Consider the following 15,560-nt stretch of genomic DNA (forward strand, 5'->3'; position numbering starts at 1 on the left):
TTCGGGCTGTCGCTTGCCCAGTGGTTCTTCTCCTTGTGCGGGGCTCCGCGTCTCGCGCGTCGCCCTGAGCGTCTGTGGGACCGGCCGGCGCCGCCCTGCTTCCGGCTCACCCCTGCCGTTCGTGGAGGGAGATCTCGGGAGCGGGCGTGTTGCCTGCGGCTGCTGTCGTACTACCCAGAGTACGCGCCCGTGACCTCGCCGGTTCCACGGGAGGAGTACCGAAGAGCGCCGTGCGCACCGCGGCCCGCGCCTCCCGGACCGCGGCGCGGCCGGTGCGCCAGGCCTCGCGGACGGCGCGACCGGCGGGGGTCAGCACATGCCGGTACACCCGGGACGCGGGCCGGCCGACCAGGATCCAGCCGACCCACTTGAGCCCGCGCCACAGGGCTCCGGCGATCCGCCCGGCCACGTGCCAGGCCCAGAGGAGGGCCTGCCCGAGCGGGGTGAGCACGTACCGGTACAGCGCGACCGCCAGCCACGCGAGGCCGATCCCGACGGGCCGCAGCAAGTACCGGTACAGCGCCACCACCAGCCATGTGAGGCCCAGCCCGACGGGCCGCAGCAGATAGCGGTACACCGCGGCGGCCAGCCACGCGAGGCCGTGCCCGAGCGGGGTGAGCACGTACCGGTAGGCCGCCTGGGCCAGCCAGGCGAGGCCGCGGCCGACGGGCGCGAGCACGTACCGCCACAGTCCGACCCACGGCCACACGAACAGCACCATGGCCAGGGCCCACACGACCCACGCCACCCCCTTGCCGAGCGGGGCGAGCAGGTACCGCAGCCCGCCCCGGCCGGCCCAGGTCAGCGCCGCCCAGAGCGGTCGGAACACACAGGCGGCCAGGATCCGCCCGGCCGGTGCGAGCAGGAGCGCGTACGCGCCGCGGCCCAGCCATGCCAGCCCCCGCCCCACCGGGGTGACCACGTACCGCCACAGCCCGGCCCACGGCCAGACGAAGACCAGCTTGAGCAGGGTGGCCAGCACCCAGCCGAGCACCCGGAGCGCCGGCTCGACGACATGGACGTACAGCGGCCCGAGGACGTGCCGCTGCGCGGCCCGGCCCAGGGCGACGAGCAGTTCCCAGACCACTCGTACGGGCAGTACGACGAGTACGGCGACGATCTTGACGGGGATCCTGATGACCCCCACCAGGCATCCGTCGCCACCGCCGCCGGGAGGCCGTTCGTCCAGTTCCATGCAGTCAAGGACACGGCAGAGGCCCCCACCCGTTGCGGGCGGGGGCCTCTCGTGACCCAAGGGTTACTTCACGACCGACAGCGGCAGCAGCTTCTTGCCCGTCGGACCGATCTGGATCTCGGTCTGCATCTGCGGACAGACGCCACAGTCGAAGCAGGGGGTCCAGCGGCAGTCGTCGACCTCGGTCTCGTCGAGGGCGTCCTGCCAGTCCTCCCAGAGCCAGTCCTTGTCGAGACCGGAGTCCAGGTGGTCCCAGGGCAGGACCTCCTCGTACGTGCGCTCGCGCGTCGTGTACCAGGCGACGTCCACGCCGTAGGCCGGCAGCGTCTTCTCCGCGGCCTCCATCCAGCGGTCGTACGAGAAGTGCTCGCGCCAGCCGTCGAAGCGGCCGCCCGACTCGTACACGGCGCGGATGACGTCGCCGATGCGGCGGTCGCCGCGGGAGAGGAGGCCCTCGACGATGCCCGGCTTGCCGTCGTGGTAGCGGAAGCCGATGGAACGGCCGTACTTCTTGTCGCCGCGGATCTTGTCGCGGAGCTTGCCCAGACGGGCGTCCGTCTCCTCGGCCGACAGCTGCGGCGCCCACTGGAACGGGGTGTGCGGCTTGGGGACGAATCCGCCGATCGAGACCGTGCAGCGGATGTCGTTCTGGCCCGAGACCTCACGGCCCTTGGCGATGACGTTGACCGCCATGTCGCCGATCTGGAGGACGTCCTCGTCGGTCTCGGTGGGCAGGCCGCACATGAAGTACAGCTTCACCTGGCGCCAGCCGTTGCCGTACGCGGTGGAGACCGTACGGATCAGGTCCTCTTCCGAGACCATCTTGTTGATGACCTTGCGCATGCGCTCGGAGCCGCCCTCGGGGGCGAAGGTCAGACCGGAGCGGCGCCCGTTGCGGGTCAGCTCGTTGGCCAGGTCCACGTTGAAGGCGTCCACGCGGGTCGACGGCAGGGACAGACCCACCTTGTCGTCCGTGTAGCGGTCCGCGAGGCCCTTGGCGATGTCGGCGATCTCCGTGTGGTCCGCGGAGGACAGGGAGAGGAGACCGACCTCCTCGAAGCCGGTGGCCTTCAGACCCTTCTCCACCATCTCGCCGATGCCGGTGATGCTTCGCTCCCGCACGGGGCGCGTGATCATGCCGGCCTGGCAGAAACGGCAGCCGCGGGTGCAGCCGCGGAAGATCTCCACGGACATGCGCTCGTGGACGGTCTCGGCGAGCGGGACCAGGGGCTGCTTGGGGTAGGGCCACTCGTCGAGGTCCATGACGGTGTGCTTGGAAACGCGCCACGGCACGCCGGAGCGGTTGGGCACGACACGGCCGATGCGGCCGTCCGGCAGGTACTCCACGTCGTAGAAGCCCGGCACGTAGACGTTGCCGGTCTTCGCCAGGCGGAGCAGGACTTCCTCGCGCCCGCCCGGCCGCCCCTCGGCCTTCCAGGTGCGGATGATCTCGGTCATGTCGAGGACGGCCTGCTCGCCGTCGCCGATGACCGCGCAGTCGATGAACTCCGCGATCGGCTCGGGGTTGAAGGCCGCGTGGCCGCCCGCGAGGACGATCGGGTGGTCGACCGTACGGTTGCGGGCCTCCAGCGGGATGCCCGCGAGGTCCAGCGCCGTGAGCATGTTGGTGTAGCCCAGCTCCGTGGAGAAGGACAGGCCGAACACGTCGAAGGCGGAGACCGGGCGGTGGCTGTCCACGGTGAACTGCGGCACCTTGTGCTCGCGCATCAGTTCTTCGAGGTCCGGCCACACGCTGTAGGTGCGCTCGGCGAGGACGCCCTCGCGCTCGTTCAGCACCTCGTACAGGATCATGACGCCCTGGTTGGGCAGCCCGACTTCGTACGCGTCCGGGTACATGAGCGCCCAGCGGACGTCGCAGCTCTCCCACTCCTTGACCGTGGAGTTGAGTTCACCGCCGACGTACTGGATGGGCTTCTGCACATGCGGAAGCAGGGCCTCAAGCTGAGGGAAGACCGACTCGGTCATCACGCGACTTTCGTGAAGCGGGCAGGGGGCAGCTCTCAAGCGTACCCCGAGGCTCAGCCGCCCCCACCCGCGTGATCATTCCAGTCCGGACCGCACCGCCGGGGCGGAGGCCTTCGCCCAGACATCCGGAAGCTCCCTTTCGCTCCGCTCGGCCAGGGCTTCCTCGCGGGCGTAGAGCACGCCCCAGGTGAAGGCCGACTCCCCCGCCCCGGCCGCCTGCACGGCGAGACCGCGCAGGGCATCGCGGGCGACGACGCTGTCCTGGTGGTCGCCGAGCAGGGATTGGACCTTCTTCACGGCCTTGGCCAGGCGTTTGGCCGGTTTCCCGAGGGCCGGTACGGCCGCCTCCGCCGCGTACCGGGACCGCTTGGCCGCCTTGCGGGCCTCGTGCAGGGCCAGGTCGCGTTCGTGGCCCGCGTCGAGGGAGAGCGCGGTGTCGATCCTGTCGGCGAGGCGTTTGTAGTCGTGGAGCACCGCCTTCGGCAGGATGCGTTCGGCCTGCCCCTCCGCGGCCTTCAGCAGCGGCGGCCGCTCCAGCAGGGCGTCGAGGTTGTCCAGGAGGGCCAGGTGGCGCGCGCTGTCGAGCGCAGCGAGCGACCGGCGCCGCGCATCCGAGCGGCGGGCGGCGTTCCAGACTTTCATTCGGGCCCGGACGGGTCCGAGCAGCAGGGTGCGCGGAAGCTCGCCGAGGTGGTCCTGGATCCGCTCCAGCAAAACCTCCCTGTCGCGGTCGACACCGAGTTCGGCGGCGAGCCAGCGCAGTTCCTCCCCGATCGGGTCGGTGACGCCGCGGTCCAGGACCTTGCGGTACGTCTTGAGGGCGCTGCGCAGCCGGCGGCAGGCGACCCTCATCTGGTGGACGGAGTCCGGGAGGTTGCGCCGCACGGCCGGGTCCTGCGCGACCAGGGCGTCGCGCTGTTCACGCAGATAGGCGAGGACGTGCGCGCCTGCGGAGCCCTCGGGGCCGCCGCCCTCGGGCCGGGCCGGGGGCGCGGCGCCGGTCTCCTCAAGGGCACGGGCGAGCTTCGAGGGGGCGTCGGAGACCCGGAGCCCGGCCTTGCGGAAGGTCTTCTCGACGGCGTCGAGCAGTTCGGGGTCCACCCCGTCGGCGAGTTCCACCTCGACCTCGGTCCAGGAGGCGCTGGCCTGGCCCCGCTCGGCGAGGACCTCGTCGGTGCTGAGCTCCGCGAGGAGGGCCCCGTCGGCGTCGAGCAGGTGGCTGACGCGTCGCGAGGAGACCATCCTGACCTGCGGCCCGAGCCCTGCCTCGCGCACCCGGGACCGGACGAGGGCGGTGAGGGAGGGCGGGACGGTGTCGCTGAGCGGCGCCCCGACCTCGTCGCGCACTCCGGGGGAGACGGGCAGTTTGAGGTGCCAGCCCGCGTCCGCGCCGCCCGTTCTGCGCCGCAGGGTGAGACCGTCGGCGGCCAGCCGCTGGTCGGGGGTGTCGTAGTAGACGGCGTCGAGGTCGACGGTGCCCTGGTCGGAGACGGCCGCGATCGCGGCCGTGCCCGTCAGGTCCGGCACCCCTCGCCGGGCAGATTTGGCCTTGGAGAACTCGAATTTACGCTCGATTTCGCGTTTTGTGTCCGCCATAGACCGAACTTAGTCCTGAACGGACCACGGCGGCAGGGTGAACAGGAGATCAGGCTGACAATGGCCGCTGCACCTTGATCGATTGCAGTAGTCCGATCGCCACCCACACGGCGAACATCGACGAGCCTCCGTACGAGACGAACGGCAGCGGCAGCCCGGCCACCGGCATGATCCCGAGGGTCATCCCGATGTTCTCGAAGGACTGGAACGCGAACCAGGCGATGATCCCGGCGCAGACGATCGTCCCGTACAGCTCGGTGGTCTCCCGGGCGATCATGCAGGCCCGCCACAGGATGACGGCCAGCAGGAACAGGATCAGCCCGGCTCCGAGGAACCCCAGCTCCTCCCCCGCCACGGTGAACACGAAGTCGGTCTGCTGCTCCGGCACGAACTGGCCGGTGGTCTGCGAGCCCTTGAACAGCCCGGAGCCGGTGAGCCCGCCGGAGCCGATCGCGATGCGCGCCTGGTTGGTGTTGTAGCCGACGCCCGCCGGGTCGAGTTCGGGGTTGGCGAAGGCCGCGAAGCGGTTGATCTGGTACTCGTCGAGGACGCCGAGCTGCCAGATCAGGATGGCGCCGCCGGCGCCGGTGCCGAGGAGCCCGAGCACCCAGCGGTTGGAGGCGCCGGAGGCCAGCAGCACGCCGAGCACGATGACGATCATGACCATGACGGACCCGAGGTCGGGCATCAGCATGACGATGCCCATCGGGGCGGCGGCCAGGCAGAGCGCCTTGACGACCGTGCGGTGGTCCGGGTGGGTGAGGTCGCCCGCGTCCACCCGGGTGGCCAGCAGCATCGCCATGACCAGGATGATCGTGATCTTCACGAACTCGGAGGGCTGGAGGGAGAATCCGCCGCCGATCACGATCCACGCGTGGGCGCCGTTGATGGTGGCGCCGAGCGGGGTGAGCACGGCCAGGATGAGCAACAGCGAGAGCCCGTAGAGGACCGGCACCGCACCGCGCAGGGTGCGGTGGCCGAGCCAGATGGTGCCGATCATCAGGACGAGGCCGATGCCGGTGTTCAGGGCGTGCCGGGCCAGGAAGTAGTACGGGTCCCCCTGGTTCAGCTGGGTCCTGTTGCGGGTCGCCGACCACACCAGCAGGGCGCCCATGAAGGACAGGGCGAGCGCGGAGAGGAGTATCGGCCAGTCGAGCCGGCGCACCACGGAGTCGCGGGCGGTGAGCCTGGCCATCGCCCCGCGCTCGGGCGCGTACCGGGAGACGGAGAACTTGTTGGCGGTCTGCATGTCTTTCGGTCCTCAGTCGTGCCGTGCGGGAGGCGGGGCTGGCGGCCCGGCGAGGGCGGGCGGTTCCAGCTCCTCCGGGGACGGCGGCACGTACGGCCGGATCTCCGGGGAGTCGATGGAACCGTCGGGGCGGATCTTGGGCAGGTTCGCCTCGGGCCGCAGCAGCAGGGCCTTCTTCAGGTCCTGCTTGCCGGCCATGTCGAGACCGTAGATGGCGTTGTAGAGGTTGCGGACGGCGGGGCCGGAGGCGCCGGAGCCGGTGCCGCCCTGGGAGATCGTCATGACGATCGTGAAGTCCTTGGTGTACGTCGCCAGCCAGGACGTGGTCTGCTTGCCGTACACCTGGGCGGTGCCGGTCTTGGCGTGCATCGGGATCTTGTCCATCGGCCAGCCGATGAACCGCCAGGCGGCGGTGCCGCCGGGCTCGGCGACCGAGCGCAGGCCCTTGTCGAGGTCGCTGATGGTCTTGGTGTCGATCGGCAGCCGGCCGTGGGACTGCGGCTTGATCATCTCGATGCTCTTGCCGTCGGGGCTGACCAGCGCCTTGCCGACCGTGGGGTTGTAGAGGGTGCCGCCGTTGCTGATGGCGGAGTACGCGGTGGCCATCTGGATGGGGGTGACGAGGACGTCTCCCTGGCCGATGGCGAAGTTGATGCTGTCGTAGGCCTTCAGCTGGTTGCCTTCGAGGCAGCTCTCGTAGGCGATCTGCTCGACGTAGCTGCCGCCCCGCTTGCCCTGCTTGCACCAGGAGTCCTTGTTGGCCGCCCAGAAGCTCTGCTTCCACTTGCGGTCGGGGATGCGGCCGGTGACCTCGTTCGGCAGGTCGATGTGGGTCTCGGAGCCGAGTCCGAATTCGCGGGCGGTCCGGTAGAACCAGTCGTGCGCGTCCTTCTTCGGCTTGAGGCCGCCGTCGCGGTTCCACTCCTTGTGGCCGAGGGCGTAGAAGACGGTGTTGCACGAGAACTTGAGGGCGTCTCCGAGGGTGATGGGGCCATGCCCCTTGGACTCGAAGTTCGCGAAGCTCCGGCCGCCCATGTTGTAGGAAGCGCTGCAGTTGTACTTGCCGTCGAAGTCGTAGCCGGCCCGCACGGCCGCGCTCGCCGACACCACCTTGAAGATGGAGCCCGCGGGGGCCTGGCCCTGGATGGCCCGGTTGAGCAGCGGGTAGTTGGATTTCTTGCTGGTGAGCCTGGCGTAGTCCTTGCCGGAGATGCCGCCGACCCAGGCGTTGGGGTCGTAGTCGGGCTGGGAGGCCATCGCGACGACGCGGCCGGTCCTGGCCTCCATGACGACGACGGCGCCCGAGTCGGCCTCGTACTTGCGGCCGGTGATGTTGTCGGTCTCGTTGCGGACGACCTTCATCGCCTGCTGGAGCTCGAACTCCGCGACGGCCTGCACCCGGGCGTCGATGCTGGTGATGAGGGTGGCCCCGGCCACGCCCGGGTCGGACTTGGTCTGGCCCATGACCCGGCCGAGGTTGTCGACCTCGTACGAGGTGACCTCCGCCTTGCCGCGCAGCTGCCGGTCGTAGGTGCGTTCGATCCCGGAGCGGCCGACCTGATCGGAACGCAAGTGCGGCGAGTCGGTGTCCTTGGCCTTCTGGATCTCGTCGTCGGTGACCGGCGACAGATAGCCGAGCACCTGCGAGGTACGGGCCCCGCCCGGGGCCGGGTAGCGGCGGACGGCGGTGGGCTCCGCGGTGATGCCGGGGAAGTCCTCGGGGCGCTCGCGCAGCTGGAGCGCCTGCTGCGTGGTGGCCTCCATGGTGACCGGGATCGGCTGGTACGGGGAACCGTTCCAGCAGGGCGCGGGGGTCTGGGAGTCGCACAGCCGGACCTTCTCCATGACCTCCTTGGGGGTCATGTCCAGGACGTCGGCGAGGCGGGTCATGACGCCCTTGCCCCGGTCCTTCATCTTCATCAGCGCGGTGCGGCTGGCGGAGACGACGAGCCGGGTCTCGTTGTCGGCGAGGGGGACCCCGCGGGCGTCGAGGATCGAGCCGCGCACGGCGGGCTGGACCACGCGCTGCACGTGGTTGCTCTTGGCCTCGTGGTAGTACTCCGCGCCGTTGCGGATCTGCAGGAACCAGAGCCGGCCGCCGAGGGTGACCAGCATCGAGACGATGAGCACCTGCATGATGACGAGCCTGATCTGCACCCGGGAGGTGCGGCCGGTCTCCGGAACGTTCGTCATGCCTGCTCCTCCCTCACAGCTTCTTGACGCTCTTCACACCCTTGACTGGCTTGACGCCCTTTATGCGGACGGCCTTGTTGGCGCGGGAGCGCGCGGTCTTCAGTCGCAGGCCGCCGCGCTGGCTGCCGATGCGCAGGCCCGTACCGCCGGCCAGCCAGCCGGCGGAGACGTCGGCGGCCTTGTTCGTGGGGCCGCCGCCGGCCTCGACGGCCATCGGGTCGTTCTCGGCGCGCCGGGCCAGGGCCATGATGAACGGCACCGTGAACGGCGCGAGCAGCAGGTCGTAGAGGGTCGCGGTGAACAGCAGCCCGGTCAGGCCCACGTGGCGGGCGGCGGTGTCGCCGACGAGGGCGCCGACGCCCGCGTAGAGCAGGGTGGAGCCGATCGCGGCGGCGACGACGGTGAGCATGGGGCCCCAGGCGGAGCGGAACCGCCCGCCGTCGGGCCGGACCAGCCCGCAGACGTAGCCGATGACGCACAGCACGAGCGCGTAGCGGCCGGCGGCGTGGTCGGCGGGCGGGGCCAGGTCGGCGAGGAGGCCGGCGGCGAATCCGATCAGGGCTCCGCTGACGTGCCCGTACACGAGTGCGAGGGCGACGACGGTGAGGAGCAGCAGGTCGGGTACGGCGCCGGGCAGTTGGAGCCGGCCCAGGACGGTGACCTGGACGACGAGGGCGACCACGACGAGCGTGGCCGAGAGCAGGATCCGGTTGAAGCGCATGGGCGGTCTGCTCCTACTCGTCGGCCGGCTTGCCGGGCACGCTGGCGGACCCGGACGGGGTCACCGTGACGGTGACCGTCGGGGTGGGCTTGGGGGCCTCGGGCTTGGGGGGCAGGACGGCGTCGCGCGGGTCCTCGCGCGGCGGCATCACGACGACGCCGACGATGTCCAGGCGCGAGAACGCGACGGCCGGATTGACCCATACGGTGCGGGTCAGGTCTCCGCGCGAGGGGTCGACCTTGACCACCTCGCCGATCGGCACGCCGGGCACGAACGGCTTGTTGCCGCGCGAGCCGAAGGTGACGAGCCGGTCACCGGGGTTGATCTTGGCCTTGCCGTTGAGCATCTGCACGGACATCGCGCGGTCGCCCTGGCCGGTGGCGAAGCCGAGTTCGCCGGTCTTCTCCAGCCGGGTGCCGACGGTGAAGTCGGGGTCGTTGGCGAGGACGACGGTGGCGGTGTCCGGGCCTACGGTGCTGACCCGGCCGACGAGGCCGTCCCCGTTGAGGACGGTCATGTCGCGTTCGATGCCGTCCTTGCTGCCGGCGTCGATGGTGACGGTCCAGGAGAAGCCCTGGGCCGCTCCTATCGCGATGACCTCGGCGCCCTTGATGCCGTACTGTCCGGCGCCCGCCCGCTTGAGCATCTCGTCGAGCTCGTGGATGCGGCTGCGGGTCTGCTCGTCGCTGCCCAGTTTGGCCTTCAGGGCGGCGTTCTCGCGCTCCAGCGTGGCGATGCGGTTGTGCCGCTCGCCCGAGTCCCGTACCGCCCCTATGGCGTTGGCGACCGGATCGACAGCGGTCGCCACACCTTCCTCGACCGGCCCGAAGACCGCTGCCGCGGCCTGCCGGGCACCGTCGACCGGCGACTCCTCGCCTGCCCTGATGTCCACCGTGATCAACGCGAACGCGATGGCGATCAAAAGCACCAGGAGCAGCCGGCTTTCTCGTGTGTCCCTCACGTGCGGCGGCCGTGCCTTCCTCGTCGGAATTCTCTTTTGCCTGTATATCAACGATCCGCCGCACGGGCCCGGTAGCACCCGTACGGCGGATCCTTGTGTGTTCCGCATGGCCCCTCCGGCAAGGAGGGGTGTCTGTCAGCGACGGGGCTGGGCGTCCAGGACCTGCTGGAGCGCCTCGAACTCCTCGACGCACTTGCCGGAGCCGAGCGCCACGGAGTCGAGCGGGTCCTCGGCGATGTGGATCGGCATGCCGGTCTCCCGGCGCAGCCGTTCGTCGAGGCCGCGCAGCAGGGCGCCGCCGCCGGTCAGGACGATGCCGCGGTCCATGATGTCGCCGGAGAGCTCCGGCGGACATTTGTCGAGCGTGGTCTTGACCGCGTCGACGATGGCGTTGACCGGCTCCTCGATGGCCTTGCGGACCTCGGCGGCCGAGATGACGACCGTCTTGGGCAGGCCGGAGACCAGGTCGCGTCCTCGGATCTCGGTGTGCTCGTCCTTGTCGAGGTCGTACGCCGATCCGATGGTGAGCTTGATCTGTTCGGCCGTCCGCTCACCGAGGAGGAGCGAGTACTCCTTCTTGATGTGCTGGATGATCGCGTTGTCGAGCTCGTCGCCGGCCACCCGGATGGACTGCGCCGTGACGATTCCGCCGAGGGAGATGACGGCGACCTCCGTGGTGCCGCCGCCGATGTCCACGACCATGTTGCCGGTGGCCTCGTGGACGGGCAGGCCCGAGCCGATGGCGGCGGCCATGGGCTCCTCGATGATGTGCACCTGACGGGCGCCGGCCTGCGTGGACGCCTCGATGACGGCGCGTCGCTCCACCCCGGTGATGCCGGAGGGGACACAGACCACGACCCGCGGACGTGCCAGGTATCGGCGCTTGTGGATCTTGAGGATGAAGTACCGGAGCATACGCTCGGTGATCTCGAAGTCGGCGATGACGCCGTCCTTGAGGGGTCGTACGGCGACGATGTTGCCGGGCGTGCGCCCGATCATCTTCTTCGCCTCGGAGCCGACCGCCAGAATGCCGCCGGTGTTCGTGTTGATGGCGACCACGGACGGCTCGTTCAGGACGATCCCCCGGCCCCTCACGTACACCAGCGTGTTGGCGGTCCCGAGGTCGATCGCCATGTCACGGCCGATGAACGACATGTTGTTCCCCTTGTTCCCCATGAGGAGCGTCTGGCCTTCCAGTTGATAGCGGCTGCTGTCAGGTCGGCGAGGTGGGTGTGTGGGTGGAGGCCCCATCGTAGTCACGGTTGTACCGACACCGCGCGACGGGACTCCGGCAATCCCGCCGGAATGGATACCCGCCCCCTTAGTGGTGACGACGCGTCCTGCCCAGGCGTTCCCCCTCGCGCCGGGAAATACCGAAGGGCGACCGAAATTACTTCGGTCGCCCCAGGTCGTGAGCGCTATTTGGCTGATGTCTCGTCAGGAAAGAGTGCTCCGGAAGAGTCAGAGAGCGGGGAAGAACAGCTTCAGTTCGCGTTCCGCGGACTCCTCGGAATCCGAGGCGTGGATCAGGTTCTCCCGGGTGATGGTGCCGAAGTCACCCCGGATGGAGCCGGGCGCCGCGGCGATCGGGTCGGTGGGTCCGGCCAGCTGGCGGACACCTTCGATCACGCGTTCCCCTTCGACGACCAGGGCGACGATCGGACCGCTCGCCATGAAGCCCATGAGGGGCTCGTAGAAGGGCTTGCCCTTGTGCTCGCCGTAGTGCGCCTCCAGGGTCTCCTGGTCCAGCGTGCGCAGCTCCAGTGCGGGAATCGTCCAGCCGGCCTTCCGCTCGATGCGGCCGATGATCTCGCCGACCAGACCACGACGGACGGCGTCGGGCTTGAGCAGGACGAGGGTGCGCTGGGTCATGTTTCGGCTCCTTGCGGCAAACGGGTGCGGTGGGACGAATCTACAGGGCCGTCAGGGGCGGTCCGGCCGGTCCTCGGCCGGGCCCGGAGGGGACCCGTCACGCGGTGTCGGGCGCCGCCGACGCCGCGGACGCCGCGGATGCCCCGGACGCCTCCTGCGCGGCCGCCCACCGCGCCTTGATCGTGTCGATCTTCCTGCCGTAGTGCACCGAGCACCACCACAGGCCGGCGAACACCGCGCCGAGGAAGAACATCGTCGGGACGACGAACCCGCTCACGATCAGGCCGATCTGCAGCGCCCAGCCCAGCTGGACCGCCCCGGGACGCGACAGCATCCCGCACAGCAGCACCGACAGCAGCATCGCGACCCCGCAGACCGTCCAGACCGTGGCCTGGGTCAGGTCGGGGTCCTTCATCGCCACCAGCCCCGCGAAGCCGATCACGAAGAACTCGCCGATCAGCGTGCTCGCACACAGCGTGCGCATCCCTCAGCCCCTCTTCAGCAGCAGGCGGGCCTCGCCCACCGTGATCACGGAACCGGTCACCAGGACCCCGGCCCCTCCGTACTCGGCCTCTTCCTCCGCCAGGGTGATCGCCGCCTCCAGGGCGTCGTCCAGCCGCGGCTCCACCTGCACCCGGTCCCCGCCGAAGACCTCGACCGCCACGGCCGCCAGCTCGTCCGCGCCCATCGACCGGTGGCTGGAGTTCTCCGTGACCACCACCTCCGCGAAGATCGGCTCGAAGGCCGCCAGCACCCCGCGGACGTCCTTGCCCTCGCTCGCGGCCACGACCCCGATCAGCCGGCTGAAGCCGAAGGACTCGGTCACCGCGTCGGCCGTGGCCGCGGCACCCGCCGGGTTGTGCGCCGCGTCCAGGACCACCGTCGGGCTGCGCCGCACGACCTCCATGCGGCCCGGCGAGGTCACCGAGGCGAACGCCCGCTGCACGGTCTCCAGGTCCAGCACCCGCGCGTGCTCCTGGCCGATCCCGAAGAAGGCCTCGACCGCGGCCAGCGCCACCGCCGCGTTGTGCGCCATGTGGGCGCCGTACAGCGGCAGGAAGATGCCGCCGTACTCCCCGCCCACACCGCGCAGCGTCAGCTGCTGGCCGCCGACGGCGACCTCCCGCGAGACGACGCCGAACTCCATGCCCTCGCGGGCCACCGTGGCGTCGACCTCCACGGCCTTCTTCAGCAGCACCTGCGCCGCGTCCACCGGCTGCTGCGCCAGGATCACGGTCGCGTCCTGCTTGATGACGCCGCCCTTCTCCACGGCGATCTCGCCGGGCGTGGAGCCGAGCCGGTCGGTGTGGTCCAGGCTGATCGGGGTGACCACGGCGACCGAGGCGTCGATGACGTTGGTCGCGTCCCAGCTGCCTCCCATGCCGACCTCGACCACCGCCACGTCCACGGGCGCGTCCGCGAAGGCCGCGTAGGCCATTGCGGTGAGCACCTCGAAGAACGACAGCCGGAACTCCTCGGCGGCGTCGACCATCTCCACGTACGGCTTGATGTCCTGGTACGTCTCGACGAACCGCTCGGCGCTGATCGGCGCCCCGTCGAGGCTGATCCGCTCGGTGATCGACTGCACGTGCGGGCTGGTGTAGCGCCCGGTGCGCAGCTCGAAGGCGTTCAGCAGGCACTCGATCATGCGGGCCGTGCTCGTCTTGCCGTTGGTGCCGGTGACGTGGATGGAGGGGTACGCGCGCTGCGGCTCGCCCAGCACGTCCATCAGCGCCGCGATCCGCGACACCGACGGTTCCAGCTTGGTCTCGCCCCAGCGGGTGGAAAGCTCCTGTTCCACCTCCAGCAGCGCCTTCGCGACCTCCGGGTCGACGGGCGGGGCGGGTACCGGGTCGCCCTGGGGCGGTCCGGCCTGGGCGCGCAGGGTACGGCTGCCGGCCTCGATCACCGCCAGGTCGGGGTCGCGGTCGGACTCTTCCGCCACGATCTGGTCGAACTCGTCGAAGGTGCCGGCGAGGTCGTCGTTGTCATCGCGGTCGTGGCTCTCGGGCTGCTGCTCACTCACAGGGCCAGTCTACGGACGGGACCCCGAGGACTTTCGGCCCGGCCCTTCGGGGAGTTTCGGCGGCAAGAGCGACCGGATCGTTGTGCCGGCCTTGCGGGCAGCAGAGAGGTGAACAATGCCGCAGGCCAGTACCAACAAGACGGCTTCCAGCCGCGGCATAGGGATAGACCTGGGGACCGCGAACACCCTCGTCCATGCGCGGGGACACGGGATCGTCCTCAATGAGCCGTCCGTGGTCGCCGTCACAGCGGGCACCACCACCGCCCTTGCCGCCGGGGCGGACGCCAAGGAGACCATCGGCCGCACCCCGGCTCCATCACCGCGATCCGCCCCCTCAAGGGCGGCGTGATCTGCGACTACGAGCCGCCAAGGCCGTGCACCTGATCGAGGAGCCGATGGCGGCGGCGATCGGCTCCGGACCGCCCGTGGCCGAACCGCGCTGCCGCGGCCTGATCCACGAAGACCGCCCGGACAGGGCCTAGCCGCGCGGGAGCGTGGCCACGACCTCGTACGCGTCCTGCGTGCGCCGCGCCGTCAGGGTCCCGCCCAGGCTGCGTACGCGCTCGGACATGCTCGCCGTGCCGGAGCCCGCCGAGACGGGGGCCCGGCCCGGGTTCCGGGCCGGCAGCGCGTTGCTCACGGCGATCCGCAGCTGGGGCCCGTCCGCCGCGATCGACACGTCGATGGTCTCGCCGTGCGCGTGCTTGGCGGCGTTGGTCAGGCACTCCTGCACCACCCGGTAGACCGCCGCCTGCCGCAGCGGCGACAGCGCGTGCACCTCCCGGTCCATGGCGAGCCGCACGGGCGACCCCGCCCGCCCGCTCTCCTCGGCCAGCGCGGGCAGCCCGTCCACGCCCGGGGTCGCGGCCCGCTCCCCGCGCTGCACGATGATCTCGTTGAGCACCAGGTGCGCCCGGCGCGCGGTGTCGGCCAGCTCCTCGAAGTCCTTCGCGTGCGTCGTCTCGCGCGCCCGCACCGACAGCACCTCGGAGCGCACCGTCAGCAGGGTCAGCTCCCGGCCGACGAAGTCGTGGACGTCACGGGCGACGGAGGTGCGCTCCTGCTGGACGGCCTGCAGCACGGCGGACTCGGCCCGCCGGGCGGAGAGCTCCCCCACCAGGTCGCGCCGGTAGGCGGCGATGCCCACCGCCGCGGCGAGCACCCCGATGGGCACGAACAGGCCGAGGAAGCCGCTGAGCGTCTCGGCCTTGTCCGCCGCCCAGCCCGGCACGCAGGAGAACAGGAGCAGCGCGAAGCCGACGTACCCGATCGTGGCCAGGACGGCGGCCCGCCGGCCCCGGTAGCGGCCCACCGAGTACAGCGCGAACTGGATCAGGGTCAGCTCGTGCAGCCATCCGATGAAGAGCAGCGCGGCCACGTACGAGATCCAGGGCGTCCGGCGGCGCACCAGCAGACTCGCGCAGCCCACGGCGAGCACGACGGCCGCGGCGGGCCCGCTCAGCGAGTTGTCGGCGGCGGCGAGTCCCGGCAGGTCGAGGGCCATCAGGCCGAGGCAGCTCAGTGCCGTGAGCACGTCCAGCGCCCGCGGGGATCCGGCCCAGCTCTCGGTGAGCCGGCGGCCGGAGGCCACCCACCGGTGGTACGCCGAGACGAGGGGCTGGACGCGCATGCCCTCCATCATCCGTGGTCAGCGGATCGGATCGGATCGACGGAGGCCGAAAGCGGAGTGATCTAGGGCACTTCGGACAGGTCGGAGGTCCCGGCATCCCGCGACCCTGCTGGTGCCGCTGGCCGGGTACG

At 70.5% G+C, this 15,560-nt stretch carries 12 protein-coding genes and 1 pseudogene; 1 reads left to right on the forward strand and 12 read right to left on the reverse strand.

Going from position 1 to position 15,560, the window contains the following annotated elements; all coding sequences use genetic code 11:
* Positions 1 to 106: 106 nt before the first annotated feature.
* The 11 genes from ACZ4VT_RS25185 to folC form a co-directional block, all read right to left on the reverse strand.
* Positions 107 to 1,195, reverse strand: a complete 1,089-nt coding sequence (locus ACZ4VT_RS25185; RefSeq protein WP_467952885.1) for a hypothetical protein — start codon at positions 1,193 to 1,195, stop codon at positions 107 to 109.
* Positions 1,196 to 1,258: 63 nt separating this feature from the next.
* Positions 1,259 to 3,184 (reverse strand): TIGR03960 family B12-binding radical SAM protein, encoded by a 1,926-nt coding sequence (locus ACZ4VT_RS25190; RefSeq protein WP_301371177.1) that lies wholly within the window; start codon positions 3,182 to 3,184, stop codon positions 1,259 to 1,261.
* Positions 3,185 to 3,256: 72 nt separating this feature from the next.
* The gene (locus ACZ4VT_RS25195; RefSeq protein ID WP_467952888.1) at positions 3,257 to 4,777 is read right to left on the reverse strand and encodes a CYTH and CHAD domain-containing protein; all 1,521 of its coding nucleotides are present in this window, start codon (positions 4,775 to 4,777) and stop codon (positions 3,257 to 3,259) included.
* Positions 4,778 to 4,826: 49 nt separating this feature from the next.
* Positions 4,827 to 6,026, reverse strand: a complete 1,200-nt coding sequence (gene rodA, locus ACZ4VT_RS25200) for a rod shape-determining protein RodA (RefSeq protein ID WP_467952890.1) — start codon at positions 6,024 to 6,026, stop codon at positions 4,827 to 4,829.
* Between the two features lie 12 nt (positions 6,027 to 6,038).
* Positions 6,039 to 8,219, reverse strand: coding sequence for a penicillin-binding protein 2 (gene mrdA, locus ACZ4VT_RS25205; protein ID WP_467952892.1), 2,181 nt, complete (start codon positions 8,217 to 8,219; stop codon positions 6,039 to 6,041).
* Between the two features lie 13 nt (positions 8,220 to 8,232).
* Positions 8,233 to 8,940 carry a rod shape-determining protein MreD gene (gene mreD, locus ACZ4VT_RS25210; protein ID WP_467952894.1) on the reverse strand — a complete coding sequence of 236 codons (708 nt, stop codon included), beginning with the start codon at positions 8,938 to 8,940 and terminating at the stop codon, positions 8,233 to 8,235.
* A gap of 13 nt (positions 8,941 to 8,953) precedes the next feature.
* The gene (mreC, locus tag ACZ4VT_RS25215) at positions 8,954 to 9,901 is read right to left on the reverse strand and encodes a rod shape-determining protein MreC (RefSeq protein WP_362852609.1); all 948 of its coding nucleotides are present in this window, start codon (positions 9,899 to 9,901) and stop codon (positions 8,954 to 8,956) included.
* 135 nt (positions 9,902 to 10,036) lie between these two features.
* The gene (locus ACZ4VT_RS25220) at positions 10,037 to 11,056 is read right to left on the reverse strand and encodes a rod shape-determining protein (RefSeq protein WP_467952896.1); all 1,020 of its coding nucleotides are present in this window, start codon (positions 11,054 to 11,056) and stop codon (positions 10,037 to 10,039) included.
* Positions 11,057 to 11,362: 306 nt separating this feature from the next.
* Positions 11,363 to 11,773 carry a nucleoside-diphosphate kinase gene (ndk, locus tag ACZ4VT_RS25225; RefSeq protein ID WP_030008577.1) on the reverse strand — a complete coding sequence of 137 codons (411 nt, stop codon included), beginning with the start codon at positions 11,771 to 11,773 and terminating at the stop codon, positions 11,363 to 11,365.
* Positions 11,774 to 11,870: 97 nt separating this feature from the next.
* A complete protein-coding gene (locus ACZ4VT_RS25230) occupies positions 11,871 to 12,257 on the reverse strand; it encodes a DUF4233 domain-containing protein (protein ID WP_467952899.1) in 387 nt (128 codons plus the stop codon).
* 3 nt (positions 12,258 to 12,260) lie between these two features.
* On the reverse strand, positions 12,261 to 13,799 hold the full coding sequence (gene folC / locus ACZ4VT_RS25235; protein ID WP_467952901.1) for a bifunctional tetrahydrofolate synthase/dihydrofolate synthase: 1,539 nt from the start codon (positions 13,797 to 13,799) through the stop codon (positions 12,261 to 12,263).
* A gap of 115 nt (positions 13,800 to 13,914) precedes the next feature.
* Here folC and ACZ4VT_RS25240 point away from each other — a divergent pair.
* Positions 13,915 to 14,239: pseudogene (locus ACZ4VT_RS25240) on the forward strand (rod shape-determining protein); the annotation flags it as partial.
* Positions 14,240 to 14,277: 38 nt separating this feature from the next.
* Here ACZ4VT_RS25240 and ACZ4VT_RS25245 read toward each other — a convergent pair.
* The gene (locus ACZ4VT_RS25245) at positions 14,278 to 15,429 is read right to left on the reverse strand and encodes a sensor histidine kinase (protein WP_467952903.1); all 1,152 of its coding nucleotides are present in this window, start codon (positions 15,427 to 15,429) and stop codon (positions 14,278 to 14,280) included.
* Positions 15,430 to 15,560: the final 131 nt, after the last annotated feature.

The sequence above is a fragment of the Streptomyces sp. NPDC029164 genome, assembly GCF_055563995.1.

Bases quoted from the DNA above. Each gene is read 5' to 3' on its own strand.
- ACZ4VT_RS25195 (WP_467952888.1), bottom strand. From the start codon at position 4,777: ATGGCGGACACAAAACGCGAAATCGAGCGTAAATTCGAGTTCTCCAAG.
- ACZ4VT_RS25220 (WP_467952896.1), bottom strand. From the start codon at position 11,056: ATGTCGTTCATCGGCCGTGACATGGCGATCGACCTCGGGACCGCCAAC.
- ACZ4VT_RS25185 (WP_467952885.1), bottom strand. From the start codon at position 1,195: ATGGAACTGGACGAACGGCCTCCCGGCGGCGGTGGCGACGGATGCCTG.
- rodA (WP_467952890.1), bottom strand. From the start codon at position 6,026: ATGCAGACCGCCAACAAGTTCTCCGTCTCCCGGTACGCGCCCGAGCGC.
- ndk (WP_030008577.1), bottom strand. From the start codon at position 11,773: ATGACCCAGCGCACCCTCGTCCTGCTCAAGCCCGACGCCGTCCGTCGT.
- ACZ4VT_RS25230 (WP_467952899.1), bottom strand. From the start codon at position 12,257: ATGCGCACGCTGTGTGCGAGCACGCTGATCGGCGAGTTCTTCGTGATC.
- mreD (WP_467952894.1), bottom strand. From the start codon at position 8,940: ATGCGCTTCAACCGGATCCTGCTCTCGGCCACGCTCGTCGTGGTCGCC.
- mrdA (WP_467952892.1), bottom strand. From the start codon at position 8,219: ATGACGAACGTTCCGGAGACCGGCCGCACCTCCCGGGTGCAGATCAGG.
- ACZ4VT_RS25245 (WP_467952903.1), bottom strand. From the start codon at position 15,429: ATGCGCGTCCAGCCCCTCGTCTCGGCGTACCACCGGTGGGTGGCCTCC.